Annotated in this window: 23 protein-coding genes and 1 pseudogene; 11 read left to right on the forward strand and 13 right to left on the reverse strand. The window is 62.1% G+C overall.

Annotated features, from left to right (window positions below; genetic code table 11):
- Nucleotides 1-26: 26 nt before the first annotated feature.
- From AC57B1_RS33560 to AC57B1_RS33585, 6 genes are all read left to right on the forward strand, one after another.
- Nucleotides 27-860 (forward strand): carbohydrate ABC transporter permease, encoded by an 834-nt coding sequence (locus AC57B1_RS33560; RefSeq protein ID WP_286162061.1) that lies wholly within the window; start codon nt 27-29, stop codon nt 858-860.
- Nucleotides 857-1570, forward strand: a complete 714-nt coding sequence (locus AC57B1_RS33565) for an HAD family hydrolase (protein ID WP_408351568.1) — start codon at nt 857-859, stop codon at nt 1568-1570. The genes AC57B1_RS33560 and AC57B1_RS33565 overlap by 4 nt, the downstream gene beginning before the upstream one ends.
- 119 nt (nt 1571-1689) lie before the next feature.
- On the forward strand, nt 1690-2799 hold the full coding sequence (locus AC57B1_RS33570; RefSeq protein WP_091799482.1) for an ABC transporter ATP-binding protein: 1110 nt from the start codon (nt 1690-1692) through the stop codon (nt 2797-2799).
- 322 nt (nt 2800-3121) lie between these two features.
- Complete coding sequence (locus tag AC57B1_RS33575; protein WP_496419871.1) at nt 3122-4876, forward strand: cholesterol oxidase substrate-binding domain-containing protein; 1755 nt, start codon at nt 3122-3124, stop codon at nt 4874-4876.
- Between the two features lie 144 nt (nt 4877-5020).
- Complete coding sequence (locus AC57B1_RS33580) at nt 5021-5605, forward strand: hypothetical protein (protein WP_496419872.1); 585 nt, start codon at nt 5021-5023, stop codon at nt 5603-5605.
- Nucleotides 5606-5821: 216 nt separating this feature from the next.
- Nucleotides 5822-6118: a DUF1330 domain-containing protein gene (locus tag AC57B1_RS33585; protein WP_011489704.1), complete on the forward strand. Its 297-nt coding sequence runs from the start codon at nt 5822-5824 to the stop codon at nt 6116-6118.
- A 52-nt stretch (nt 6119-6170) separates the two neighbouring features.
- Here AC57B1_RS33585 and AC57B1_RS33590 read toward each other — a convergent pair whose 3' ends face one another.
- From AC57B1_RS33590 to dalD, 3 genes are all read right to left on the reverse strand, one after another.
- Nucleotides 6171-7118 carry a sugar-binding transcriptional regulator gene (locus tag AC57B1_RS33590; RefSeq protein ID WP_091799490.1) on the reverse strand — a complete coding sequence of 316 codons (948 nt, stop codon included), beginning with the start codon at nt 7116-7118 and terminating at the stop codon, nt 6171-6173.
- 90 nt (nt 7119-7208) lie between these two features.
- Nucleotides 7209-8690 carry a xylulokinase gene (gene xylB / locus AC57B1_RS33595; protein WP_408351553.1) on the reverse strand — a complete coding sequence of 494 codons (1482 nt, stop codon included), beginning with the start codon at nt 8688-8690 and terminating at the stop codon, nt 7209-7211.
- A gap of 150 nt (nt 8691-8840) precedes the next feature.
- Nucleotides 8841-10253 carry a D-arabinitol 4-dehydrogenase gene (gene dalD, locus AC57B1_RS33600; RefSeq protein ID WP_496419873.1) on the reverse strand — a complete coding sequence of 471 codons (1413 nt, stop codon included), beginning with the start codon at nt 10251-10253 and terminating at the stop codon, nt 8841-8843.
- Nucleotides 10254-10712: 459 nt separating this feature from the next.
- On the opposite strand from dalD, the pseudogene AC57B1_RS33605 reads away from it, so the two are divergent.
- Nucleotides 10713-11609, forward strand: a pseudogene (locus tag AC57B1_RS33605) (AraC family transcriptional regulator); the annotation flags it as partial.
- Between the two features lie 427 nt (nt 11610-12036).
- Here the strand turns inward: AC57B1_RS33605 and AC57B1_RS33610 are convergent.
- From AC57B1_RS33610 to kynB, 4 genes are all read right to left on the reverse strand, one after another.
- Complete coding sequence (locus tag AC57B1_RS33610; protein ID WP_496419874.1) at nt 12037-12489, reverse strand: hypothetical protein; 453 nt, start codon at nt 12487-12489, stop codon at nt 12037-12039.
- 899 nt (nt 12490-13388) lie between these two features.
- Nucleotides 13389-14330: a tryptophan 2,3-dioxygenase gene (gene kynA, locus AC57B1_RS33615; protein WP_408351544.1), complete on the reverse strand. Its 942-nt coding sequence runs from the start codon at nt 14328-14330 to the stop codon at nt 13389-13391.
- A gap of 10 nt (nt 14331-14340) precedes the next feature.
- Entirely contained in the window at nt 14341-15591 is a 1251-nt protein-coding gene (gene kynU, locus AC57B1_RS33620) for a kynureninase (RefSeq protein ID WP_496419875.1), read from the reverse strand.
- A 29-nt stretch (nt 15592-15620) separates the two neighbouring features.
- Entirely contained in the window at nt 15621-16259 is a 639-nt protein-coding gene (gene kynB / locus AC57B1_RS33625; protein WP_496419876.1) for an arylformamidase, read from the reverse strand.
- 130 nt (nt 16260-16389) lie between these two features.
- On the opposite strand from kynB, the gene AC57B1_RS33630 reads away from it, so the two are divergent.
- Nucleotides 16390-16905 carry an Lrp/AsnC family transcriptional regulator gene (locus AC57B1_RS33630; RefSeq protein WP_091799504.1) on the forward strand — a complete coding sequence of 172 codons (516 nt, stop codon included), beginning with the start codon at nt 16390-16392 and terminating at the stop codon, nt 16903-16905.
- A 20-nt stretch (nt 16906-16925) separates the two neighbouring features.
- On the opposite strand, the gene AC57B1_RS33635 is transcribed toward AC57B1_RS33630, so the two are convergent.
- Nucleotides 16926-17435, reverse strand: a complete 510-nt coding sequence (locus tag AC57B1_RS33635) for a flavin reductase family protein (RefSeq protein ID WP_091799506.1) — start codon at nt 17433-17435, stop codon at nt 16926-16928.
- A gap of 263 nt (nt 17436-17698) precedes the next feature.
- On the opposite strand from AC57B1_RS33635, the gene msrA reads away from it, so the two are divergent.
- Entirely contained in the window at nt 17699-18247 is a 549-nt protein-coding gene (gene msrA / locus AC57B1_RS33640; RefSeq protein WP_496419877.1) for a peptide-methionine (S)-S-oxide reductase MsrA, read from the forward strand.
- Nucleotides 18248-18277: 30 nt separating this feature from the next.
- Here msrA and AC57B1_RS33645 read toward each other — a convergent pair whose 3' ends face one another.
- From AC57B1_RS33645 to pdxH, 3 genes are all read right to left on the reverse strand, one after another.
- On the reverse strand, nt 18278-19567 hold the full coding sequence (locus tag AC57B1_RS33645; protein ID WP_496419878.1) for a DUF72 domain-containing protein: 1290 nt from the start codon (nt 19565-19567) through the stop codon (nt 18278-18280).
- A 71-nt stretch (nt 19568-19638) separates the two neighbouring features.
- A complete protein-coding gene (locus AC57B1_RS33650) occupies nt 19639-20853 on the reverse strand; it encodes a class I SAM-dependent methyltransferase (RefSeq protein WP_091799516.1) in 1215 nt (404 codons plus the stop codon).
- Between the two features lie 142 nt (nt 20854-20995).
- A complete protein-coding gene (pdxH, locus tag AC57B1_RS33655) occupies nt 20996-21637 on the reverse strand; it encodes a pyridoxamine 5'-phosphate oxidase (protein ID WP_091799519.1) in 642 nt (213 codons plus the stop codon).
- A 227-nt stretch (nt 21638-21864) separates the two neighbouring features.
- Between pdxH and tcdA the strand changes: the two genes are divergently transcribed.
- Complete coding sequence (gene tcdA, locus AC57B1_RS33660; RefSeq protein WP_496419879.1) at nt 21865-22722, forward strand: tRNA cyclic N6-threonylcarbamoyladenosine(37) synthase TcdA; 858 nt, start codon at nt 21865-21867, stop codon at nt 22720-22722.
- A 102-nt stretch (nt 22723-22824) separates the two neighbouring features.
- Here the strand turns inward: tcdA and trxA are convergent, their stop codons facing one another.
- Nucleotides 22825-23673, reverse strand: a complete 849-nt coding sequence (gene trxA, locus AC57B1_RS33665) for a thioredoxin (RefSeq protein ID WP_496419880.1) — start codon at nt 23671-23673, stop codon at nt 22825-22827.
- Between the two features lie 121 nt (nt 23674-23794).
- Entirely contained in the window at nt 23795-24670 is an 876-nt protein-coding gene (locus tag AC57B1_RS33670) for a pirin family protein (RefSeq protein WP_408186039.1), read from the reverse strand.
- A 180-nt stretch (nt 24671-24850) separates the two neighbouring features.
- Between AC57B1_RS33670 and AC57B1_RS33675 the strand changes: the two genes are divergently transcribed.
- Entirely contained in the window at nt 24851-25753 is a 903-nt protein-coding gene (locus tag AC57B1_RS33675; RefSeq protein ID WP_408351525.1) for an EamA family transporter, read from the forward strand.
- Nucleotides 25754-25767 lie beyond the last annotated feature (14 nt).

Raw genomic sequence — 25767 nt, forward strand, 5'->3', positions numbered from 1 at the left:
CTACCCCGGTGTCGAGCACGACACCCATGACCGTGCCGGCCAAGTCGCCGTTCGCCGCAATTCGCCGCGGCATCCCCGGCGTGATCGCTTGGCTCGTCGCGTTGCTGCTGTTCTTTCCGATCTTCTGGATGACGATCACCGCGTTCAAGACGGAGCAGCAAGCCTATTCGTCATCGCTGTTTTTCATCCCGACGCTCGATAGCTTCCGCGAGGTGTTCGCGCGCAGCAATTATTTTTCGTTCGCGTTGAATTCGGTGCTGATCTCGGCGGGCGTGACGATTCTGTGCCTGATACTCGCCGTGCCGGCCGCGTATGCGATGGCGTTTTTCCCGACCCGCCGCACGCAGAAAGTGCTGCTGTGGATGCTCTCGACCAAGATGATGCCGTCGGTCGGCGTGCTGGTGCCGATCTATCTGCTCTGGAAAAACAGCGGCATGCTCGATACGGTATCCGGTCTCGTGATCGTCTACACGCTCATCAATCTGCCGATCGCGGTGTGGATGTCGTTCACGTACTTCGCCGAAATTCCGCGCGACATTCTCGAAGCCGGGCGGATCGACGGCGCCGCGACGTGGCAGGAAATCGTTTATCTGCTGATGCCCATGTCGCTGCCGGGACTGGCTTCCACTGCGCTGCTCCTCGTGATCCTGTCGTGGAACGAAGCGTTCTGGAGCATCAACCTGTCGAGTTCGAACGCCGCGCCGCTGACTGTGTTCATCGCCTCGTATTCGAGTCCTGAGGGCTTGTTCTGGGCCAAGCTGTCCGCCGCTTCGCTGCTGGCGGTCGCGCCGATCCTGATTGTCGGCTGGCTGTCGCAGAAGCAACTGGTGCGCGGCCTCACATTCGGGGCGGTCAAATGACGTCAGGCGCGAGTGGAAGCACGACGGTCGGCAATTTCGCGCTGATCTGCGATTGCGATGGCGTGTTGATCGACAGTGAAGCCGTGGCGGCGCGCATGCTGGTGCGCGAACTCGAAACACTGTGGCCCGGCACTGATGTCGAACCGGTGGTGCTGCCGTTGCTTGGACTACGCATCGAGAAAGTGCTGCAAGGCACCGCCGCGCAGCTCGGCAGAAGCCTCACGCTCGAGGATATCGATGCGATCCGCCGCGCGGTGGAAGCGGCGGCGATGCAGGCACCGACAGTCGACGGCATCGAGGCCGCATTGGCTCAGGTGCCGCTCACCAAAGGTTGCGCGAGCAACAGCTTCCGCCCGTATGTGGAATCGGTGCTGGCGCGCACGGGCCTCGTGAGGTTTTTCGGCGACCGCCTGTTTTGCGCCGATACGGTGCCGAATCCGAAGCCCGCGCCCGATGTTTATCTGGCGGCGGCGAGGGGGCTCGGCCTCGCGCCCTCGTGGTGCCTCGTGGTGGAGGACAGCGTCACGGGCGTGACGGCGGCGAGCGCGGCGGGTATGACGGTGCTCGGTTTCATAGGCGGCGGTCATGCGAGCGATGCGCAGATCGACAAGCTCCATGCGGCGGGCGCGCGTCACGTATTCGACGACATGCAGCAGCTGCCGGAACTGGTCGCGCAATGGACGCTGAGCGTGACGGCCGCCGCGCCGTAGACGGCATACGTGGAACGGGAAAGCGAGACACCGGGATACGAATCAACGCGGCAGTCTGGGGAAATTCAGGCAACCGAAGCAACGGACAAGCAACACATAGCATTACACGGAGACACATCATGGCAAGCGTAACTCTGCGCAACATCCGGAAGGCGTACGACGACAACGAAGTGATGCGCGACATCAACCTCGATATCGCCGACGGCGAGTTCGTCGTGTTCGTGGGCCCGAGCGGTTGCGGTAAATCAACGCTGATGCGGATGATCGCCGGCCTCGAAGATATCAGCGGCGGCGATCTGACCATCGACGGCATGCGCGTGAACGACGTCGCACCCGCCAAGCGCGGCATTGCGATGGTGTTCCAGTCGTACGCGCTATATCCGCACATGACGCTGTACGACAACATGGCGTTCGGCCTGAAACTCGCCGGCACCAAGAAGCCGGAAATCGACGCGGCCGTGCGCAACGCGGCGAAGATCCTGCACATCGACCATCTGCTCGACCGGAAGCCGAAGCAGTTGTCCGGCGGACAGCGTCAGCGCGTGGCGATCGGCCGCGCGATCACGCGCAAGCCGAAAGTATTTCTGTTCGACGAGCCGCTGTCGAATCTCGACGCCGCGTTGCGCGTGAAAATGCGCCTCGAATTCGCGCGTCTTCATGACGAACTGAAGACCACGATGATCTACGTGACGCACGATCAGGTCGAAGCCATGACGCTGGCGGACAAGATCGTCGTGCTGTCGGCGGGCAATCTGGAACAGGTCGGCAGCCCGACCATGCTGTATCACGCGCCGGCCAACCGTTTTGTTGCGGGATTCATCGGTTCGCCGAAGATGAATTTCATGGAAGGTGTCGTGCAGTCGGTCACGCACGACGGTGTCACGGTGCGCTACGAAACCGGCGAGACACAGCGCGTCGCGGTGGAACCGGCCGCGGTCAAACAGGGCGACAAGGTGACGGTCGGCATTCGCCCCGAGCATCTGCATGTCGGCATGGCCGAGGACGGCGTTTCGGCCCGCACCATGGCGGTCGAATCGCTCGGCGACGCGGCGTATCTGTATGCAGAGTCGAGCGTTGCGCCGGACGGGCTGATCGCGCGGATTCCGCCACTCGAGCGGCATACCAAGGGTGAGACGCAAAAACTCGGCGCGACGCCGGAGCATTGCCATTTGTTCGATAGCGCTGGGAAAGCATTTCAGCGAAAGATCGTCGAAGTGCTGGCCGCGTGAGTTTTCCAAGGGCCGCCTTCTTGCGGCCCTGACTTCCGAACGCTGCAACGACTCTATGCCGCGCCCTTCGAGCGCGGCATTTTTTTCATCAGTAATGCGTGGCTGCGTTGGTCGACAGATCCATCCTGATCAATCGAGTGACGCGCAAGCGCTAACGTCCCGCCTATCCCATCTGCTCAACGCAACAGCTCGCCGCATCCGGTCAACCGCGCTTATCGTGATCGTTATGGTCATGTCATGAATAGTCATCGCCTCGCGAACGCCTAAAGAAAATAGCATGGGGACTGCAATCTTCTTCCCATCAACAGGCATTCGAGCGAACGTGACCCACTCTCTTCAAGATCTTCTTACACCACCGCCACGACGTAAATTCATTGCCGATGTCGCCCGGCTCTCGGTGGCTGGAGTCGTGACCGGATGGACGCCGGTTTATCAGATCGCCGCGCACGCGCAAGGCGCCGCGCCTGTTCCGGCCAATTTTCCCACCGGTATTCCGCTGTATAAACAGGCATTCCAGAATTGGAGCGGTGAAATCGCGATAGCGGACGTCTGGACAGCGTCGCCCGACACGCCCGCTGCTGTCGTCACGATTGTCAATTGGGCGCGCGCGAACGGATATCGCATCAGGCCGCGCGGCTATATGCACAACTGGTCCCCGCTAACGATCGACCGGACCAGTGGGGCGTCGCAAGTCGTCCTGCTCGACATGACGAGGTCGCTCAACGCAGTAACCGTGGACACGTCATCTCAGCCCGCACGCGTCACGGCGCAAACCGGCATTTCGATGGAAGCGTTACTCGCCACGCTGGAAAAATTCGGTCTGGGCGTGACGGCCTCGCCAGCTCCAGGTGACATTACGCTAGGCGGCGCTCTTGCGATCGGTGCGCACGGAACAGCGATACCCGCTTCCGGCGAAACCGCTTTGAAGGGGCATACCTATGGCTCGCTGAGCAATCTGATCCTGTCGCTTACGGCGGTCGTGTTCGATGCCCAGAAACAGCAGTATGCGCTGCGCACGTTCAAGCGAACCGATCCGGACATCGGCGCGTTCCTCGTTCATCTCGGCCGCGCGTTGATCGTCGAGGCGACGCTCGAAGCGGGCGTCAACCAGCGGCTGCGCTGCCAGAGTTTCGTGGATATTCCGGCATCCGAACTGTTCGCCCCGGCGAAGTCCGGGGGACGTACGATCGAATCGTTCCTCGAGCGCACAGGCCGGATGGAGGCGATCTGGTTTCCGTTCACGAGTTGCCCGTGGCTCAAGGTGTGGACGGTGCAATCCCGCAAGCCGCTCTTCTCGCGGGAGGTAACGAAGCCCTATAACTATTCATTTTCCGATTCCATCCCGCAGCCGCTGGCGGAGCTGATCAAACGCATCGTGATCGGGGGGGAACGCCACCTGACGCCGGCTTTTGGGCAGCTGCAGATGGGTATCGTCATGGCGGGGCTGGGCGTCACGTTCAGTGGCGACATCTGGGGCTGGTCGCGCAACGTTCTGCAATACGTCCGTCCTTCGACGCTGCGCGTGACCGCAAACGGCTACGCCGTGCTTGCCCGGCGTGCTGACGTGCAACGCGTCATCTACGAGTTCGTGCAGTTCTACCAGAACCGGGTCGAGGCCTACAGGCAACGCGGCGAATACCCAATGAATGGCCCTGTCGAAATCCGCGTGACCGGGCTCGACCAACCGGCCGATGTCGGGCCGGGTACCGCCATACCGTCGCTTGCCGCACTCAAGCCGCGTCCAGACCATCCGGAGTGGAGCATCGCCGTCTACTTCGATATTTTGACGATGCCCGGCACGCCGGCGGCGAACGGTTTCTATCGCGAAATCGAGCAATGGATGATGTCGAACTACGCAGGCTCATATGCGACCGTGCGCCCCGAATGGTCGAAAGGCTGGGCCTATACAAATGCCGCCGCGTGGCAGGACAGCGTGATGATTGGCAGCACGATTCCGAATCTGTATTCCGAGGGACAGCCGTCAGGGGCCACCTGGAACACGGCGCGCAATACGCTTAACCGCCACGATCCGCACCGCATCTTTTCTTCCACGCTGCTTGACTGTCTGCTCCCTTAACGCAGGCGGCGAGCGTGTCCGCGCGATCGGCAGCGGACACGCTCTCAACCGGCTCCAGCATTGAACGGCGACTCGTCGCGAGCCGCTGACCAATACCCGGCCAGACGGGTTATCTGGCACGCAAAATCAACAGAGGAAATCAGAATGCAACGACTCACGTCGACGAAAATCGACACGTATTTTTCCAGTGCGCGATTCAGCAATTCGAATGCTTCGGACGTGCCATCTGCCCGGTCCACGTGCGGCGGACACGGGCGGGAGCAGCGGATGTCCGGGTTTAACGCCACCTTCAGCAACACGGAACGTGACTACGCTGGCTCCGGCGCCACTCGCGAAAGGGTACGCGACTCAGATGCCATGAGCTCAACCTCGATGGTCACCAGCCGGAACGAGATGTCGATGGCTTCATATCCTTCCAGATGCGGCAAGCCTGACCAATCCGCGGACTCGAACACGAAGAGCGCGATGAGTTTGATCGGCTCAGCGATGATCGACTGCGTGTCCAAGAGCAACGACTTTCTGAATACGCCGCTCATTTCCTCGGTCGGGAAGTTGTTTAACCTGGCCGGCCCCTGCGGGCGGATTTGCCACGTCTTACCCGATCTGGCGGGTTATGCCGTTTCCAAGGCGGTCGCCGGTATGGGTCGGGCGCTAGGCGGTACCGGCTCGCCGAACTACCACTTCGAGCACGAGTGGCTGTCCGGCAGCACGTCCCCGGCGCGGGCCTGATCCCTTCGGCATGCGCAGTCGGTCATGTCCGATGATGTTGTTGTTTCGCGGCGAACCGGCGAGCGGCAAAATCCCGGCACGACGCCCGAGCATTGCGATTTGTCCGACAGCGCAGGCAAAGCATTCCAGCGTAAGATCGTTGAAGTGCTAGCCGCGTGACGATTGGGAAAGCGGCGGGCGCGCCGCTTTCCTTTTCAATCACGCTCTGGAACGCTCATGCCCGCCTACGTCGTCATTACGCGCGAGAAAACGCTCGATCCCGCTAAACTGGAAGAGTACAAACAGGTTGCGCCTGCAACCTTCGAGCAGCATCCGGTGATGATGCTGGCGAGCCATGGGCGCAGGGAAGTGGTGGAAGGTCCGGCGATCGAAGACATTCTGATCCTCGAATTCACCAGCTACGATGAAGCGCTCGCCTGGTATCACAGCCCGGAGTATCAGGCCGTCAGCGATACGCGCCTGCAAGGCGCCGACTATCGCATCATCATCACCGAAGGCTTGCCGGTCATGTAAGACGAACGTGGACCGCTTTCAGCGCTGCGTCCGACGGTGTGCCAACTTCCGCTCAGGCTTCGAGCGCGGCCCGCGCGCACGACTCGTCAGTGACCAGTCCGGAGAGCCAGCCGCCTTTGAGCACCGCAATCAGCGCCTCGCGCTTGCGCTCGCCGCCGGCGAAGCCGATGGTGGGACGCCGTGGCGGCGAATCCAGTGCGATGCTCGTCACGCGCCGGCCGATCGGCGATTCGACGTGCGCGCCGGCCGAATCGATCGGCAGTCCGAGCATTTCGGCCACCGCGCCGTTCTGCATCAATTCCTTCACTTCCGCCGACGTAATGAAGCCGTCTTCGTGCAACGGACAATTCGGCCCGATATTGCCGATGCCGACGAACGCCACGTCTGCCTGCGCCGACAGCGATTCGACGATCCGGTACAGCCGGTGATTGCACCACTGTGCGCGCTCCGCTTCGCTATCGGCGAGCAGCGGCGCGGGCAGCAGAAAATGCTTGCCGCCGGTCTTCTCCGAAATGTGCAGCGCGACGTCGTAGCGGTTCGAGGAGCCGTCCTGGGCGATCGCCCCGACCATGGAGACCAACCGGTGTTGCGGACGGTCCAGTTGCGCGATCTGATCGACCGCCGCCTTCAGCGTCCGGCCGCTGCTCACCGCGACCACCATCGGTTTCTCTTCGCCGAGATAGCGCTCCATCACCTGCGCGCCGGCCACCGCCAGCTTGCGGTCGACTTCCTCCGACGTATCGCTGTCGACCGGCACCACTTCGCACATGCTCAGACCGTAGCGCTTCGACAGTTGATCGGCGAGCGCGAGGCAATCGGCGAGTTGATGATCGACGCGCACGCGAATCAGATTCTTTTCCACTGCGAAGGCGACCAGCCGCTGCGCGACCGGACGCGACACCTGGAGCTTTTCGGCGATCTCGTTCTGGGTATTGCCGGCGACGTAATAGAGCCACGCGGCGCGGGTAGCAAGATCTAATTTTTCTGTGGACTTGGGCACGGTGACGGTTCGCTTGAAGTGCGCCGATGATAGCAGCCGGTCTGCGCGCTTTAACTGAACCTGGCGCGCAAACCGGCTGCGGATTGCCGGTCAGGCAAGCGGCTGCCGCGCGGGGTCGAACAGCGGCCGCACATGGCGATAGAGTGCGCGATACGCTTCGAGTCGCGCGCGCAATTCGGCGTGGCGGCGCGGGTTCGGTGTGAACTCCCTTTCGATCGGCGGCTTGGTCAGCACCGTGGCCGGATCGCCGCCGGCTGCCAGCCAGCCGAGACGTGCCGCGCCGAGCGCCGCGCCGGTTTCGCCGCCGCCGTGCTTGCGCGTCGCCGTATCGAGCGAGTCGGCCAGCAATTGCGCCCAGTAGTCGCTGCGGGCGCCGCCGCCGAGCAGGGATAGCGCCTTCGCTTCGGTGCCGGCCGCGCGCAGCGCGTCGAGGCCGTCGGTGAGCGCGAGCGTGACGCCTTCGAGTACCGCGTAGCCGAGTAGCGCGCGATCAGTTGCGTGATTCATGCCGAAGAACACGCCTTGCGCATACGGGTCGTTGTGCGGCGTGCGTTCGCCGGACAGATAGGGCAAAAAGAGCGGCGCGGTGTTCAACGCGTCGGCCGGGAGCGCCTCGATTTCGGCAAGCAGAGTCGGCTCGTCGGTGGAGGTGAGCTTGCAGACCCAGCGCAGGCAGCTCGCGGCGGACAGCACCACGCTCATCTGATGCCAGCGATCCGGAATCGCGTGACAGAACGCATGCACCGCCGAAGCCGGATTCGGCCGGAAGCTGTCGCCGACCACGCACAACACGCCCGACGTGCCGAGCGAAACGAAGCCGTCGCCGGGTTGCGTCGCGCCGATGCCGATCGCGCTGGTGGCGTTGTCGCCACCGCCGGCCGCGACGATCACGCCGTCGCTCAGGCCGAATTCGCGCGCCACCTCGGGCAGCAGCGTGCCGGACGGCTCGCTGCCTTCGCACAGGCTCGGCATCTGCGCGCGTGACATGTTGCAGGCCGCGAGCAGCGAATCGGACCAGTCGCGTTTGGCGACGTCGAGCCACAGCGTGCCGGCCGCGTCCGATGGATCGGATACCTTGCCGCCGGTCAATTGCAGGCGCAAGTAATCCTTCGGCAGCAGCACGCAGGCGGTCCGCGCAAAAATGTCCGGCTCATGGCGCGCGACCCACAGCAGCTTCGGCGCGGTGAAACCGGGCATGGCGAGATTGCCGGCCACGCTGTGCAACTCCGGCGCGCGTTCGGTCAATTCCGCGCATTCCTTGTCGCTGCGCATGTCGTTCCATAGGATCGCGGGCCGCAACACGCGGTCCTGTGCATCCAGCAGCACGGCGCCGTGCATCTGACCGGACAGGCCGATGCCGCGAATCTGCGCGAACTCGTCGGGATGTTTGGCGCGCAGGGCGGCGAGCGCGCTGCGCGTGCCTGCCCACCAGTCTTCGGGATTCTGCTCGGCCCAGCGCTGATGAGGGCGTGAAACGGTAAACGGTGAGCCTGCGGTGCCGATCACGCGTCCGTTGGAGGCGAGCAGCAGAACTTTCACTTCGGACGTGCCGAGGTCGATGCCGAGATACATGGGCGCGGAACCTTCGTCGTTAGAGATGCGCTACTTTAGCCGCACATGGCGCGCGCTGCCATGCGCATTAAGCCTGGCAGCGCGTGTTTCGATGCCGCGCGACGCGCGGCGCTTGTTGAGCTCAATGGATGTGGCTGGCGCGGTCGGCGCTCAAATCGCGCCGCGTTTGGCCAGCCATACATCGACACGCGCCAGTGCGCCCTCCAGCGCCGATTCCAGTTCCGGCGTCTGCGCCATGCTGCCCCATAGCAGCCGGTCAGCGGCGAACGCTTTCAACGGATCGGGCGCCGCGAAAAAGCCGCGCGCCACGCGCTCGTCCATCACGCCATCCTGATACGTGTACGGCAGCTTGCCGGCGTTCCAGCGTTCGAGAAAGCGGAAGAACAGCGCGGGCAGCATTGCCGTCGCCGCCGGTGTGGCGCCGCGCTCGAAGCACTCCGTCAACGTCGGCGCGATAAAGCCTGGCAGCTTCGAAAAGCCGTCCGCCGCCACGCGCTGGTTCGTGTCCTGGATATACGGATTGCTGAAGCGCTCCAGCACCACGTCGCGATAGCGTTCGAGATCGAGCGGACTCGGTGTGAGACACGGAATCACGTCTTCTGTGACGTAGTCGAAGGCGAATCGATTGATGTCCGCGTCGAGCGTGCCTTCGTGAATGTAGTCCAGCCCGACCAGCGTACCCGCCCATGCGATGCAGCTGTGCGGCGCATTGAGAATGCGGATCTTCGCTTCCTCGTACGGCATCACCGAGTCGACCAGTTCCGCGCCGACCTTTTCCCATGCCGGGCGGCCCGCGATAAACCGGTCCTCGATCACCCACTGAATGAACGCTTCGCCCATTACCGGGCAGGCGTCGTCGACGCCGGTGGCGGCCTTGACGCGTTCGCGCACATCCGGCGTGGGACGCGGCGTGATGCGATCGACCATCGAACTCGGACAGGCCGTGTTGTCGTCGAACCATTGCGCGAGTTCCTCCGCGCCACGTCGTTCGAGAAACTCGCTCATGCCCGCGTGGAAGCGTTCGCCGTTGCTGCGCAGGTTGTCGCAGGTCTGCAGCGTGACGGGGCCCGCGCCGCGCTTCATGCGCGCGTCGAGAATCGCTGCGAGCGCGCCGTAAATGGTAGTGTGGCCGCCCTCGAGGTCGGCGGCGAGATCGGCGTTGGCGGTGTCGAGTTCGTCATCTTCGTCGAGGTAATAGCCGCCTTCGGTGACGGTGAACGCGATGATCTTGCAGGCCGGGTCGGCGCCCGCTTCGATCAGCGAGTCGAGGCTTTCGGTCCACGGCACGACGCGCTCGATCGAGCGAATGGTTTCGTACGCGCGCTCACCTTGGGGCGTGACGGTCTCGAGTGTGTAGACGCCGTTTTGCGCGGCGAGCGCTTCGAGCACCGCATTCATGTCGCTGCGGATGTTGCCGACCGTCAGCGACCAGTGCGGCTCGCCGGGCACCTTGGCCTCGTTCAACCGATGCAGATACCACGCCTGATGCGCGCGATGAAACGATCCCGCGCCGATGTGCAGGATCACGTGTGCGGCAGCGCCGCTGCCTTGCCCGCTGTTCATGTGCGTCTCCTGAATGTCCTTGCTCGCACGACTCGAAGCGTGCGTTTTTTCGTGAGTGCCTCCAACCAGGCGCTTCGCGTCCGCGCCCCCGGGTAGCGAAGGAACCTGGAAGGCCTAGCGTTGTCTCGGTATGGAGCATTTGCTCTGTGTGTGAGCGAATGATCGTACCGGCTGAAACGAAAGTCAAGGCGGAGCCACAGGCTTTTTTGTGGCGCAGCGCGGCGCGGCGGGGCTTTTCGACGTGGCTCGCGGGACGCCGTTGTGTGGTGGAAGTGCGTTGCCGCATGTATTGCGTTGCATCAAATTTGACAGGCGATGCGCCAGGACTAACCCGAATGCAAAAAAGTATCGATCCGCGGTTTCATTTTTAGTGGTGAAGAGCGCGTTAGCGGGTTACGGTTCGCTATATAAGACAAAGACCGGCGGCGCCTTCGGCAGGCCGCTTCATGGAGGCAGACAGTGCAACCCGATCTCGAACTCGTGGCCGTGCGCCGCGACGAATCGTTCAAAGTGTGGTCGCACGGTTATCCGTATCGCACCGTGCGTTGGCACTTTCATCCCGAATACGAGATTCATCTGATCGTGGCGACGACCGGCAAGATGTTCGTCGGCGATCACATCAGCAGCTTCACGCCTGGCAATCTGGTGCTGATCGGACCGAACTTGCCGCACAACTGGGTGAGTGAAGTGCCGCAAGGGGAAAGCATTGCGCAGCGCAATCTGGTCGTGCAGTTCGGGCAGGAGTTCGTGTCGAGCTGCGTTGAGAGTTTTCCGGAGTGGCGTCAGGTCGAGGCACTGCTCGCGGATTCACGGCGTGGCGTGTCGTTCGGTGCGCAGACGAGCGCGGCGATCCAGCCGCTGTTTCTTGAGTTGCTGGCGGCGCGTGGGTTGCGTCGGCTCGTGCTGTTCATGTCGATGCTCGACATACTGGTGAACGCAGAAGATCGTGAGATGTTGGCGAGTCCTGCTTATCAGGCCGATCCTGGTGGGTTTGCTTCGACTCGGATCAATCATGTGCTCACTTATATCGGGGGGAATCTCGCTAATGAGTTGCGGGAGTCGGATCTCGCGCAACTCGCGGGGCAAAGTGTCAGCGCGTTTTCGCGGTATTTTCGGCGGCATACTGGGTTGCCGTTTGTGCAGTATGTGAATCGGATGCGGATCAATCTGGCTTGTCAGTTGCTCACCGAAGATGAGTTGAGCGTCACTGATATTTGTTTCAAGGCGGGGTTTAATAATTTGTCGAATTTCAACCGGCAGTTTCTGGCGGTGAAGGGGATGGCGCCTTCGAAGTTTCGGCGTTATCAGCAGTTGAATGGGGCTAGTCGTGATGCTTCAGAAGGAGGGGTGGGGCGGTCGATGGTTGGTTGAGGTGGGGGCATGCGGCAGGGGATGTGTGATGACTGCTGGTTTCGGGCTTCGGGTTTCTGGTTTTAGGGTTTTGGCCTTTCCTTGCTTTCTTTGTGGTCTATTAGCGTTGCCCCTGTGCGGGGCGGCACCTACTTTCTTTGCCGCGGCAAAGAAAGTAGGCAAAGAAAGCCGCTTTGAACCGCCAGCCCTTAAGCGGGTCCCTCGCACAGCCACGGTAGTGGTGCATCTGGAATCCGTGTTCTCGCACATTCGACGCGTGTGACAAGGCCGTCATACTTCCCGCCTCGCGCTCCGCGCTCGCCGGAACGGGTGGCTCAAAACCTGCTCGATTGTCGGGGAGAGGTGGGGGCCGTCGGCTTCGACTCGGCGAAAAGGCCTTTATGCCTTCCGGTCTGCGAGGAGTGGGCCGCTCTCAATGTGCCGCCGCAGTTCGACACGCGAGCGTTTTGAATCGCATTCGCCCGTTCTCCATCAGCTTCGTTGCGCCAATACGTTCGCGGCCTTCTGACGCCCTTCGCGTCGCCTTCATCAACAGGTTTGCTGCATGACGTGCCGTAATCCGGCTTTGAGGGATTCCCTTCGCGTCCAGCGCGATCACCTGGTACAGTTCACGGTCAATCTCAACCTCGCGCTGGTAATCCTCGCCAGTGTCGAGCAGTAACTCCAGCAACTTTCGCTGTTGCTGCCTCTCCTCTCTCGTCACAGACGGACTCCTAACTATCGAAGCCAAAAGCGTGACTAACTTGTCCAGTTGACTCAGTTGCCTTTCAATCAGTCCGAATGCGGACAGCGCGAGTTTCTCGTATTGAAGTGCGTCAACAGGTGGGCGCGATGTGGTTCGTGAATGCTTGGCTGATTTACTCATGGCGCGATCTCCCTGAAACTTGACTGGATCGCCCGACAGTCGCTTGCGCGGTGGTGAGCGGGCACATTGATGGGTTTAGCAGACCGGTGCGTAGTACCAGAAACCGGCGAGCCGCGAGGCTCCCCCACCACGGCCCGCCCATCGAAGAAAGGCGTGCAAAGGCAGCCGCACATTTGCTTGCACAAACGCACGGGATACTACGCTTAACAGGCTGCTATACCTGCTGTCGTGAAGCACACGACAAGAATGAGTTTAATCACATCGCTTCGCACGTGAGCACCTGAACAAGCTAAAACGCGCGCACCACGTCGATTTCTGAAATTTCCTGGAGGAGTGCGCGAATAAAAGACTACAGCGCCCGAGAAGTGTCAGGGCAGAAACGCGTTGATTATGAAATAGCGAGCCGGCTGTTTGGGGCGTGTGACGATCATCCTCTCGCGCGATCATTCAAGCGCGGCTATCTGCGTCACGACCCTTGAGATTTTAAGGCTTGAACCGAACGGTTCGAGTGCATGGGACGCCGTTAAGCCGAGGCCATTCCGTGGCATCGCCGAGGCGAAGCCGACGGACCCCACCGCACACCGATAGAGCCCTTGGTTTTGAACAGACCCGTCCGGCGAGCGCGCAGTGCGAGGCGGGAAGAATGACGGCCTTGTCACATGCGCCGAATGTGCGAGAACACGAATTCCAGATGGACCACTACCGTGGCTGCGCGGGGGACCCGCTTAAGGGCTGGCGGTTCAAAGCGGCTTTCTTTGCCTACTTTCTTTGCCGCGGCAAAGAAAGTAGGTGCCGCCCCGCACAGGGGCAACGCCAATAGACCACAAACAAATCAAGAAAAGGCCAACCCCCAAAGAGCACACCCCAAAAAAGGCCAGCCGCCCAGGCAAGTGCCCTAACTACAGCATAGTCCTAACATGCCAAAGCTCAGGAAACAAAACCACATCTAACATCTTGCGCAGATAAGTAGCCCCACTAGTCCCACCGGTGCCCTGCTTAAACCCAATAATCCGCTCAACGGTAGTGACATGCCTGAACCGCCACTGCCGAAACGCATCCTCGAGATCGACAAGCTCCTCAGCCATCTCATACAGTTCCCAATACTGCGAAGGATTCCGATAAACCTCCAGCCAGGCTGCTTCAACAGAAGCATCGTGCACAGTAGGCTGTGTCCAGTCCCTCTCAAGCCGGGAAGGCGAAATCGCAAACCCACGCCGCGCCAGCAACCGCACCACTTCATCATAAAAAGAAGGCGCCTCCAGCGAAGCTGTCACCTCAGCCAACACATCAGCCCGATGCGCATGCGGCTTCAGCATCAGCTCATTCTTATTGCCGAGCAAAAACTCGATCTGCCGATACTGATACGACTGAAACCCGGAAGAACTCCCCAAATAAGGCCGCATCGCTGTGTACTCAGACGGCGTCATCGTCGCGAGAACACTCCATGCCTGCACGAGCTGCTCCATGATCCGCGACACACGCGCGAGCATCTTGAACGCCGGCGGCAACTCATCGCGATGCACGGACTGCAACGCCGCGCGCAACTCATACAACGCGAGCTTCATCCACAACTCGCTCGTCTGATGCTGAATGATGAACAGCATCTCGTTATGATCCGGCGACAACGGATGCTGCGCATCGAGCACCGTCCCGAGCGACAGATAATCGCCGTAACTCATCGACTCCGAAAAATCGAGCTGCGCGTCGTGCCAGCCATCGCCCGACTTAGCGGCGGAAACGGCCGGGGCGGCCGAATGTGAAGCCACACTCCCATGCCCGAACGGACATCCCTGTGCCGGTTTCTCTTCCGGCAACCCCGGTGTTTGCATGTGATCGGTCATCGCGCGCTCCTCAGGTCACAGCGCCGCGTGCGGCAAATTCAGGCGCTCGCCAGATCTCTTGCGTCAGGACATCGCGCAACGTTTCCACGGCATCCCACACGTCGACAAAGCGCGTATACAGCGGCGTAAAACCAAACCGCAGCACATGCGGTTCGCGATAATCGCCGATCACGCCGCGTGCAATCAACGCCTGCATCACCTCATAACCATGCGGATGTTCGAAGCTCGCATGCGAGCCGCGCTGCGCATGCTCGCGTGGGGTCACGAGCTTCAGCGGAAACTCGCCGCAACGCGTTTCAACGAGTTCGATGAACAGATCGGTCAATGCCAGCGACTTCTGGCGGATCGTCTGCATGTCGGTCTGCAGGAACACGTCGAGTCCGCATTCGACGAGCGACATCGACACCATCGGCTGCGTGCCGCACAAAAAGCGGCCGATGCCCTCGTCGGGCTGATACGCCGGATCCATCTTGAACGGCGCGCGATGTCCCCACCAGCCGGACAGCGGTTGCGAAAATTCGTTTTGATGGCGCTTGGGCACCCAGACGAACGCGGGCGAACCGGGGCCACCGTTCAGATACTTGTACGTGCAGCCGACCGCGTAGTCCGCGCCGACGCCGTTCAGATCGACCGGCACCGCGCCTGCCGAATGCGCGAGGTCCCACAGCGCGAGCGCGCCTTTGTCGTGGATCAGTTGGGTGAGCGCGGCCATGTCGTGCATGTAGCCGGTGCGGTAGTTCACGTGCGTGATCATCGCAATCGCGGTGTCGTCGCCGATCGCGGCAGGCAATTCGGAAGGATCGTCGACCAGACGTAATTCATAGCCTCGGTCGAGCTGTTCGATCAGCCCCTGCGCAATGTACAGGTCGGTCGGGAAATTCGAGCGTTCGGAAACGATCACGCGACGCTTCGGATCACGCGTATCCGCCACCCGCACCGCGGCGGACAGCAGCTTGAACAGGTTGATCGAAATCGTATCGGTGACGACTACTTCGTCTTCCGCCGCGCCGATCAGCGGCGCGAGCTTGTTGCCGAGGCGGCGCGGCAGCGCGAACCAGCCCGCGGTGTTCCAGCTGCGAATCAGGCCTTCGCCCCATTCGGCGGCGATCACGGTCTGCGCGCGTTGCGCGGCGGTGGCCGGCGGCACGCCGAGGGAGTTGCCGTCGAGATAGATGGTCGTCGACGACAGCGCGAATTGGTCGCGCAACGCCGCCAGCGGGTCGGCACTATCGAGCGCCAATGCTTCTTCACGGTGGTTCATGGTGATTCCGTCAGTCAGATCAGAGGTAGTCAGTGAGACTCGGGCAGCGCGCGCAATATTGCGCGCACGGGGCTTGCGTCGAGCGTGGTCAGCTTGAGCGGCAGCGCGATCAGTTCGTAGTCGCCGGGGGCGACGTCGTCGAGCACGATGCCTTCGAGAATCGCCATGCGATGCGCGCGGATCCGGTGGTGAGCGTCCATCGTCTTCGACTCCTGCGGGTCGAGCGACGGCGTGTCGATGCCGATCAGCTTCACGCCGCGCGAAGCCAGCAGGTCGATCGTGTCCGGAGCGACCGCGCAGAACGCGCTGTCCCAAGCCGTAGTCGGCGCGTTTCTGTAAGTGCGCAGTAAGACTCGCGGCGGCAGGTCGTCGAGCGAGCCAGTCAGGTGTTGTGGCGTCACAACAGGCGCGGCGCCGATGCAATGAATCACGCGGCATCGGCCGAGGTACGCATCGAGCGGGACTTCGCCGATCGCGGCGCCTTCGGCGTCGTAGTGCAGCGGGGCGTCGGTGTGCGCGCCCGTGTGCGGCGACAGCGTCAGCCGCGCGACGTTGACGGGCGAGCCCGCCTCCATGCGCCACACGCGCTCGATACCCACCGGCGTATCGCCCGGCCAGACGGGCGTGGCGGTATCGACGGCGGGGGTGATGTCCCAAAGTGTTGGCATAGTCGCATCGGCGGTTTGTGTCTATCAGGGAATGATAGGTGGCTTGCCGCGAAATGTGATTGCGAAAAAATCTCCTTCTACGCCGTGTCTTGGAACATAATTTGATATAAATGGGAAAGGGAGACCGAATATGAACGCGATCTCGCTCGACGCCACCGATTGCCGTATCTTGACGGTGCTTCAGCAAGAAGGACGGATCAGCAATCTCGACCTCGCGGAGCGCATCTCGCTCTCGCCGTCAGCGTGCCTGCGACGCCTGCGGCTGCTCGAAGAGCAGGGCGTCATCGAACATTACCGCGCGTGTCTGAACCGCGAAGTGCTGGGTTTTGAACTGGAAGCGTTCGTGCAGGTGTCCATGCGCAACGACCAGGAGAACTGGCATGAGCGCTTTGCGGAAGCGGTGCGCGACTGGCCGGAAGTGGTCGGCGCGTTCGTGGTGACCGGCGAGACGCACTATCTGCTGCGAGTTCTCGCGCACAACCTCAAGCATTATTCGGATTTCGTGCTGCAGCGGCTCTATAAAGCGCCGGGCGTGATGGATATTCGTTCGAATATCGTGCTGCAGACACTCAAGGAAGATTCGGGCGTGCCCGTCTCGTTAGTGAAGAAAAGCAGCGGGCACGGCGCCACGCATAACGATCGCTGAGTGCGAGGGCGGCCGCGCGGTCAAAGCGGCTTGAGACCGTGAAACTGGCCGTTCTGAAAGACGAGCGGCGAGATCTCGGCGGCATTCTCATGCACGCCGCAGCGCTCCACTTCGCCGACGAAAATCACGTGGTCGCCTTCCTCGTAGCGGCTGCGGTTATGGCATTCGAACCAGGCGAGTGCGCCGTCCAGCACCGGCATGCCGGTGTCGCCTTCCGCATGCGACACGCCTTCGAAGCGGTCGCCCTTGACGGTCGCAAAGCGTTTGCACAGATCCAGCTGCGACGCGGCCAGCACGTTGACCACGTAGTGACTATTGGCGCGGAAGACGGGCATCGACGCCGAGCGCGTGGCGAGACTCCACAACACCAGCGGCGGATTGAGCGAAACCGAGTTGAACGAACTGGCCGTGATGCCGATCAATTGGCCGGATGCCGCGCGCGTTGTAATGACGGTGACACCGGTGGCGAATTGGCTGAGCGCCTGTTTAAAGGCGTTCTGGTCGAAGTTGGGCGGGCTGGCGCGCTTCATTGGGCGCAGGCCTCTGGCGCAAACCGGCTAAAGCCCGGGATGAAGCTGTCGCGCGCGCGGCCGAAAACAAATGATTCGAAAGTCATAGTGAAAATCGTCGATTTGTCCCAATTTTAACTGCAATCGCGGCGGATTGGCCGCGACCCCATCCGTTGTATGAAAAAACCGCTAAGCTGGAAAGCTCGTGGGTGGAACGAGTGTTGCGGCGAAGCGTGGACCGGCATCGGCCGATTGTGCGATTGTGAGTTCAAGGAGCGGGCAGCATGAGTCAGACAGGCGAAGTCGCCACTCTTGGCGGCGGTTGTTTCTGGTGCCTCGAAGCGGTGTACCTGGGCGTCGAAGGCGTGAACGCGGTGGAGTCGGGCTATGCGGGCGGCCGGACCCGGCAACCGACGTATGAGCAGGTGTGCGACGGCGAGACGGGCCACGCCGAAGTCGTGAAGGTCGACTTCGATCCGGCCAAAATCAGTTACCGCGAGATTCTCGACATCTTCTTCGCGATCCATGATCCGACGCAGTTGAATCGGCAAGGCAACGACGTCGGCACGCAATACCGCTCGGTCATCTTTGCGCACTCCGAAGCGCAACGGGAAACCGCGCTGCAGGCGATCCGCGAGATTGGCGAACAGCAGATTTACGACGGGCAGATCGTCACTCAGGTCCTGCCGCTCGACGGCAACTACTGGCCTGCCGAGGCCTATCACCAGAACTATTTCGCGCACCACCCGAATCAAGGGTATTGCTCGTTCGTGGTGGCGCCGAAAGTGGCGAAGTTTCGTCAGAAGTTTGCTCACCGGGTCAGGGTGGGTTAACTAGCTGAGCCGCCGGTCACATGCTGCTTGTTAAGTTTCCGAGTGTGGCGGGCAGTCGTTTTCGTTGGGCGGCGCGGACGCATGGTCGTGCGAAGGTTCATGCTCATGTTCATGAGCCAGCCGCGCATACGCCTCGATAATGGCCCGCGCCAAGTCCAGACAGCTCAGCGGCGCCGAGCCTTCCGCCTTGTTGTTGATCGCGATTACCACCGGCTGGCCGGCCAGCGCATAGCGCGCGGCCAGTTCGGCGAGTGACGCGCGGGTTGCGGGATCCGGGTCGACCAACTGGTTGAACGGCTCGTACTTGGCCTTCGCCTGTTCGTATTTGAAGCCACCGTGCAGGCTCCAGCGCACGATCAGCGGTCCGGCCGGTTCGCCGTCCAGCAGTGCGAGCGCTGCGGCCTGGCGCAGCGGATCGGGCATACGCGCGTGAATGCCCACGCAATAGCGCACGCCCGCCGTCTTGAGCGTCCGGATGAAGCGCGGCGTGAGCAGGCTCGCGTCGCGGATCTCGATTGCGTAGCAGGTGCCCTCCGGCAGCTTCGGCAAGGCCGTCAGGAATTCGGCCAGCCGTTCGATGAACGCCGCCGGCTGCGCCAGCATCTGATCCGGCAATGGCGAGAGCTGAAACACCAGTGCGCCGGCCTTGGCGCCGAGGCCTTCGAGACAAGGCGTGACGAAGTCGTCGATCGCCATTTGCGCGTTCAGGAAACACGGGTTCATCGAGACCGGCTCGCCGCGTTCGGCGCGCACCGTGGCGTCGGTGATCGTCATCGGCGCTTTGACGATGAAGCGGAAGTGCTCGGGCACCTGCTGCGCGTAGCGCAAGTATTCGGTGACCGTGAGCGCCTGATAAAACGACCGGTCGATGCTGACCGTTTTCAGCAGCGGATGCGCGCCGTAGGCCGTGAGACCCTCGCGGGAGAGCTTGCTGTTGCTGTATTCGTCACCGTAGACAATGCCGTTCCAGCCCGGAAACGACCATGTGGACGTGCCGAGGTGGATCTGCGCAGGGAGTTGGGCCGCGAGTGCGAGCAACTCGGGCGAGGGTGGGGCGGCGAGGATTTCGCGGGTGCGGCGCTTTTTCGGGGCGTCGGCAGGGACGTTCGCGGTGTCGGTTTCAGGCGCGGCGTCGCCATCGTCTGGCTGCGATACGGCGGCGGCCCCAGCGCTGCGGCGCGCCTGCTTGACTCGGGCATCGGCCTTCTGCGACGGCGGCTCCACCGGCATTCCGAACAGATCGAACTGCACGGCTTCGCCTGCGGCGCCCGATTCGCCTTCAACCGGCTGTTCAACTTCGCTTGTCCCGCTCTGGTCCATCGATGTTCGACCTGCTGTTCAAAGGTTGCGCCGCGTCGCCCGCTCATGCACGGCGCCGCGGCGCAACCGGATTACAGCGGTTTGTCGTACATATAGCGGCGCGACCACGGCAGGGTTTTCGCGCTGCGGCCGGCTTTGCGGCACACCACCTGGTAGATCGAGACGTCGTCGTTTTCGAACGCGTAGGCGCAACCCGCCAGATACACGCGCCAGATACGGAATTTCTCGTCGTCGACCAGCTTGCGGGCTTCTTCCGCATGCGTTTCGAAATTTTCCGCCCAGATGTTCAGCGTGTGCGCATAGTGACGGCGCAGGCTTTCGACGTCAACCGCTTCGAGCCCGCCGCGCTGCATCGCTTCGAGTGCGAGGCTGATATGCGGCAGCTCGCCGTCGGGAAACACATAGCGGTCGATAAATTCGCCGCCGCCGAGCGCGGTCTCGCCGCTGTCCGAATCGCTCGAGGTAATGCCGTGATTCATGGCGACGCCGTCGTCGACCAGCAGATCGCGGATTTTCTCGAAGTAGCCCGGCAGATTCTTGCGGCCCACGTGCTCGAACATGCCGACGCTCGTAATGCGATCGAACTGCCCCTGCACGTCGCGGTAATCCTGCAGACGAATCTCGATCTGGCTTTCCAGGCCCGCGGCTTTCACGCGCGCGGTGGCAAGGTCGAACTGGTTCTGCGAGAGCGTCACGCCCACACACTTCGCGCCGAACTTCTGCGCCGCGCGCAAAACGAGCGCGCCCCAGCCGCAGCCGATATCGAGCAGGCGCTGCCCCGGTTGCAACTGGATCTTGGTGAGGATGTGGTCGATCTTCTTGATCTGCGCGGTGGCGAGATCTTCGTCGCCGTTCTCGAAGTACGCGCACGAGTACACCATGTTCTCGTCGAGCCAGAGTCTGTAGAACTCGTTCGAGACGTCGTAGTGATACTCGATCGCCTTCTTGTCCGACGCCTTCGAATGATTGAAGTAGCGCCGCACGCGCGCCAGCTTGCCCGCGGTCGTGACGGTATTGCGCGCCAATTCGTAGCTGACATTGATGATGTCCGACAGCTTGCCCTCGATGTCGATCTTGCCTTTCACGTACGCCTCGCCAAGATTGTCGAGGCTCGGTTCGAGCAGATAGGGCAGCGCCGTGGCGCTTTTAACATGTAGCGTGACCTGAGGCGCGGCGAACTGCCCGAAGTCGTGTTGCTGACCGTCCCAGAGCACGAGGCGCGCCGGAACGTTAGCTTTGGTTTTTACATCTTCCACCCACTGCGCCAGCTTCTTCTCCCAGAACATGTGATCTCTCCGTGTCCGTTGAATTAAAGCAAAGCTTGTGTGGATTGCAGCTCGATGCGGCGCAGCTCCCATGCCGCGAGATGCCATCCGGCCGGCGCGCGCTGCTGCGTTGGCAGCGCACTTGCCGGCGTTGTATTCCGATTCAGGGCGACAGGCGGGAGATTTGCCAGTCGCTATGTTCGTTCGAACGAGTGTAGAGCAAACGGTCGTGAAGACGTGACGGCCGGCCCTGCCAGAACTCGATTGCTTCGGGCACCAAACGATAGCCGCCCCAATGTGGCGGACGCGGCGGTTGGTCGCCGTATTGCAGGCTGAATTCGCGTTCGCGCGTTTCGAGCTGCGAACGGCTTTCAATTGGCTGACTTTGATTCGATGCCCACGCGCCGATACGCGAACCGAGCGGACGCGACGCGAAATACCCGTCGCTTTCTTCCGCGCTGGTTTTGACGATGCGCCCCTCGACGCGTACCTGCCGCTCCAGTTCGATCCAGTAGAACAGCAGGCTTGCGTAAGGATTGGCCGCCAGTTCGCGGCCTTTACGGCTTTCGTAATTGGTGAAGAACACAAAGCCACGCTCGTCGACGCCTTTGATCAACACGATGCGCGCCGAAGGCCGGCCGCGCGAGTCGACCGTGGCCACCGTCATGGTGTTCGGTTCGGGCAATTGAGCGTCCACGGCCTGTTTAAACCACGTATCGAATTGACGAAACGGGTTGCGGTCGACATCGCCGACGTCCAGAGAACCCAGCGAATAGTTTTTTCGAAGTTCGGCGAGTGAGGTCATGTTCTTATGCGAACGCTACAGTTCAATCAGTATAGCCAAGGCGCTAATTTTTTGCGCGCAGCCAAGTCAAGGTCCAGCGTGGTGAGCGGAGCATGCCGACGCGCCGCGAGCCTTTGAGTTGTTCTCTACCCGGCGATGCAACTTGGTGCGTTCAGGCAAAATACGGGGCTGCGTATGCATTCGCGTCGCCACCTTGTGTTTTTGCCTGACCAACGAGCCCTGCCATCATGTCCAGCACCACCGCGCCATCCGATCTTACTACCAGCCTCGACGGGAGTGAAACCGCCGACCGCGCGCGGCGCTTCGGCGGCATTGCCCGCCTGTACGGCGCACCGGCGCTCGCCGCCTTCGAAGGCGCGCACGTGGCCGTGATCGGCATTGGCGGCGTGGGGTCGTGGGTGGCCGAGGCGCTCGCGCGCAGCGCGGTCGGCACGCTGACACTGATCGACCTCGACAACGTCGCCGAGAGCAACACTAACCGGCAGATCCACGCGCTCGACGGCAACTACGGGAAACCGAAGGTCGAAGCGATGGCGGAACGCATCGCGGCGATCAATCCGTTTTGCGATGTGCGCCTGATCGAAGACTTCGTCGAGCCGCACAATTTCGACGCCACCCTCGGCGGCGGCTTCGACTACGTGATCGATGCGATCGACAGCGTGCGCACCAAAACCGCGTTGATCGCATGGTGCGTGGAGAGGAAACAGCCGTTGATCACGATTGGCGGCGCGGGCGGTCAACTCGATCCGACGCGCATTCGCATCGACGATCTCGCGCTGACGATCCAAGACCCGTTGCTGTCGAAAGTGCGCGGACAGTTGCGCAAGCAGCATGGTTTTCCGCGCGGGCCGAAGGCCAGGTTCAAGGTGAGCGCGGTGTATTCCGACGAACCGTTGATCTATCCGGAAGCCGCCGTCTGCGATATCGACGCGGAAGCCGAGCACGTGAGCACGTCGCCGGGACACACGGGACCGGTCGGTTTGAACTGCGCGGGATTTGGTTCGAGCGTGTGTGTGACGGCGAGCTTCGGTTTTGCCGCGGCCGCGCATGTGCTGCGGGCGTTGGCGAAGCAGGCGACGGCTTGAGGTGATTCACGTCGCGGCAAATGCCGCGGCGTCTTCGGGAATTGAGACCTGTGGGCATTCAGGCGCGGCACAGCGGCCACGCCCGAACACTGATCAGGCGGATCAGTACAGCGCGGCGCTCAGCTTGCGCCGCCATTGCGCCACCAGCTCCGGCTGATGCGCGGCCAGATCGAACACCGACAGCATCATCTTACGGCCGATATCGTCACGGAACGTGCGGTCGCGTTGCACGATCGCCAGCAGTTGTTCGAGCGCTTCCGCGTATTTGAGGCGGGCGATGAACGCGCTGGCCAGATCGAAGCGCGCTTCGAGATCGGTTGGGTCGGCGGCGACCTTGGCTTCCAGCGCGTCTGTCGGCGGCAAGTCCGCGGCGGCGTCTACCGCGTCGAGGCGCGTCTTGATCGCGTTGAAACGCGCGTCGATACCTTGCGTGGTTTTCGGCGATAGCAGATCGATTTCGTTGCCGACCTCGTCGATACGGTTGTCTTCGAGCAGCATTTCAATGCGATCCATGCGCGCTTCGTCGAAACCCGGGTCGTAGGCGAGGGCGGCTTGCAGCGCGTCGTAGGCATCGTCGCGGCGGCCTTCGGCCAGCGCGGTTTGCGCCTCCAGACGCGCGGCGTCAGCGCCCTGCGGCACGAGCCGCTCGATAAACTCGCGCAACTGGCCTTCAGGCAGCACACCGACAAACTGATCGACCGGCTGTCCGTCAGCAAAGGCCATGACGTGCGGAATGCTGCGCACCTGGAAGTGCGCGGCCAGTTCCTGGTTTTCGTCTACGTTGACTTTCACCAGCTTCCATTTGCCGGCGGCTTCGGCTTCGAGCTTTTCGAGCATCGGGCCGAGGGTCTTGCACGGGCCGCACCAGGGCGCCCAGAAATCGACCAGCACGGGGGCCAGTGTCGACGCCGTGATGACGTCCTGTTCGAAAGTGGCCAGAGTGGTGTCCATTGCGTCCTCGTCGATAAAACGGTCTATTGATTATTTGGGGCCGAACGCCGCGGATTCAATGCGGGCCGAGCGCGCTTGCGCCGATTCTCGCTCAGTTGCGCTCAGTTGCGCGCCTTGGCGATCATTTACGCTGGGGCAGCGGAATCCATTCGGTTTCGCCCGGCACCTTGCCCATTTCCTGATTGGTCCATGCGAGCTTCGCGGCTTCGATTTTCTCGCGCGAACTGGCGACGAAATTCCACTCGATAAAGCGCTCGCCCTCCAGCTTCTCGCCGCCGAGCAGCATGACGCGCGCGCCGTGGGTGCTCGCCAGCGTGACCGTTTCGTCGAGCGCGAGCACGGCCATCTGGCCGACTTCGAGCGGCGTGCCGTCGATTTCCAGATCGCCGTCCACGAGATAGACGCCGCGTTCCTCGTGCTCCGGTTCGAGCGCGAAGGCGCCGCCCGGCGCGAATTCGCCGGCGACATACAGCGTGCCCGAAAACGTCGCGACCGGCGAGGTCGCGCCGAATGCCGTGCCCGCGATCACCCGCAGCGTCACGCCGTTGCGCTCGACCACCGGCAGCGTGTCCGCCGCGTGATGGGCGAACGATGGCTCGATCTCTTCGTCTTCGAGCGGCAGCGCGACCCACGTCTGAATGCCGTGCATGGTCAGGCCGCTCGCGCGGTCCTCTTCCGGCGTGCGCTCGGAGTGGACGATACCGCGCCCGGCCGTCATCCAGTTGACGTCGCCGGGGACGATCTTCTGCGCCGAGCCGAGGCTGTCGCGATGCATGATCGCGCCTTCGAACAGATAGGTCACCGTGGCAAGGCCGATATGCGGATGCGGGCGCACGTCGAGGCCGACACCGGGTTCCAGGGTGGCCGGGCCCATATGGTCGAAGAAGATGAACGGACCGATTAGACGCGCCGCCATGGCCGGCAGCACGCGCCGCACGGTCAGACTGCCGACGTCGCGCAGGTGCGGCTTGAGGACTGCTTTGATCGAGGAAGACATGGGCAGACTCGGCTGGGAAGGTGAGAGGAAATTTTTGCTGAATGGACGATTCTACTGCGGAGGACGCAATGATGAGGGCTGAGCGCCCTGTCGACGCTCCGGGAATCCGTAGCGCGGCCCGTCGCTTGCCGTTGCCGGCTCCGCTAAACTGCCGGATCGAACAATCAATTGGAGACCGGGATGTCGCCCAAGGATTTGCTGCTCGCGCTGGTTGTCGTCGTGGCGTGGGGCGTCAACTTCGTCGTGATCAAGGTCGGCCTGCATGGCGTGCCGCCCATGCTGCTCGGTGCGCTGCGCTTCACGCTCGCCGCGGTGCCGGCGGTGTTTTTCATCAAACGGCCCAACCTGCCGTGGCGCTGGCTGCTCGCGTACGGCGCGACGATTTCATTCGGGCAGTTTGCTTTTCTGTTCTCGGCCATGTATGTCGGCATGCCAGCCGGACTCGCGTCGCTGGTGTTGCAGGCGCAGGCGTTTTTTACGCTGATATTCGCGGCTATCTTCCTGCATGAGCGGTTCCGCTTGCCGAATGTCGTGGGTTTGGTGATCGCGGCGGGCGGGCTTGCCGTGATCGGCCTGCAAGGCGGCCATGCCATGACGCTGGCCGGTTTTGTCCTCACCTTGTGCGCCGCGTGTTCGTGGGCGCTCGGCAATATCGTCACGAAGAAGGTCGGCAAGGTCGATCTCGTCGGACTCGTGGTGTGGGGCAGCCTGATTCCGCCGCTGCCGTTTTTCGCGCTGTCGTATGCGTTCGAGGGGCCGCAGCGGATCGTCGCGGCGCTTTCTGGCATCAGCGCGATGTCGATCTTCGCCATCGTGTATCTCGCGTTCATCGCGACGCTGATCGGCTACGGATTGTGGAGCCGCCTGCTGTCGCGCTATCCGGCGAGCCAGGTCGCGCCGTTTTCGCTGCTGGTGCCGATTGTCGGGCTCGCGTCGGCGTCGCTGTTTCTCGACGAGCAACTGTCCGCGGCGCAGATCGCCGGCGCTTTGCTGGTGATGGCAGGGTTGGCCGTGAACGTGTTCGGCGGCTGGGTCGTGCAGCGGTTTTCACCGGCGCGCCGGGCAACCGGCGCGTCCGATTGAGGACGAAAACGCGG

It is taken from the genome of Paraburkholderia sp. BGA-UO-ETr-F21, assembly GCF_059567925.1.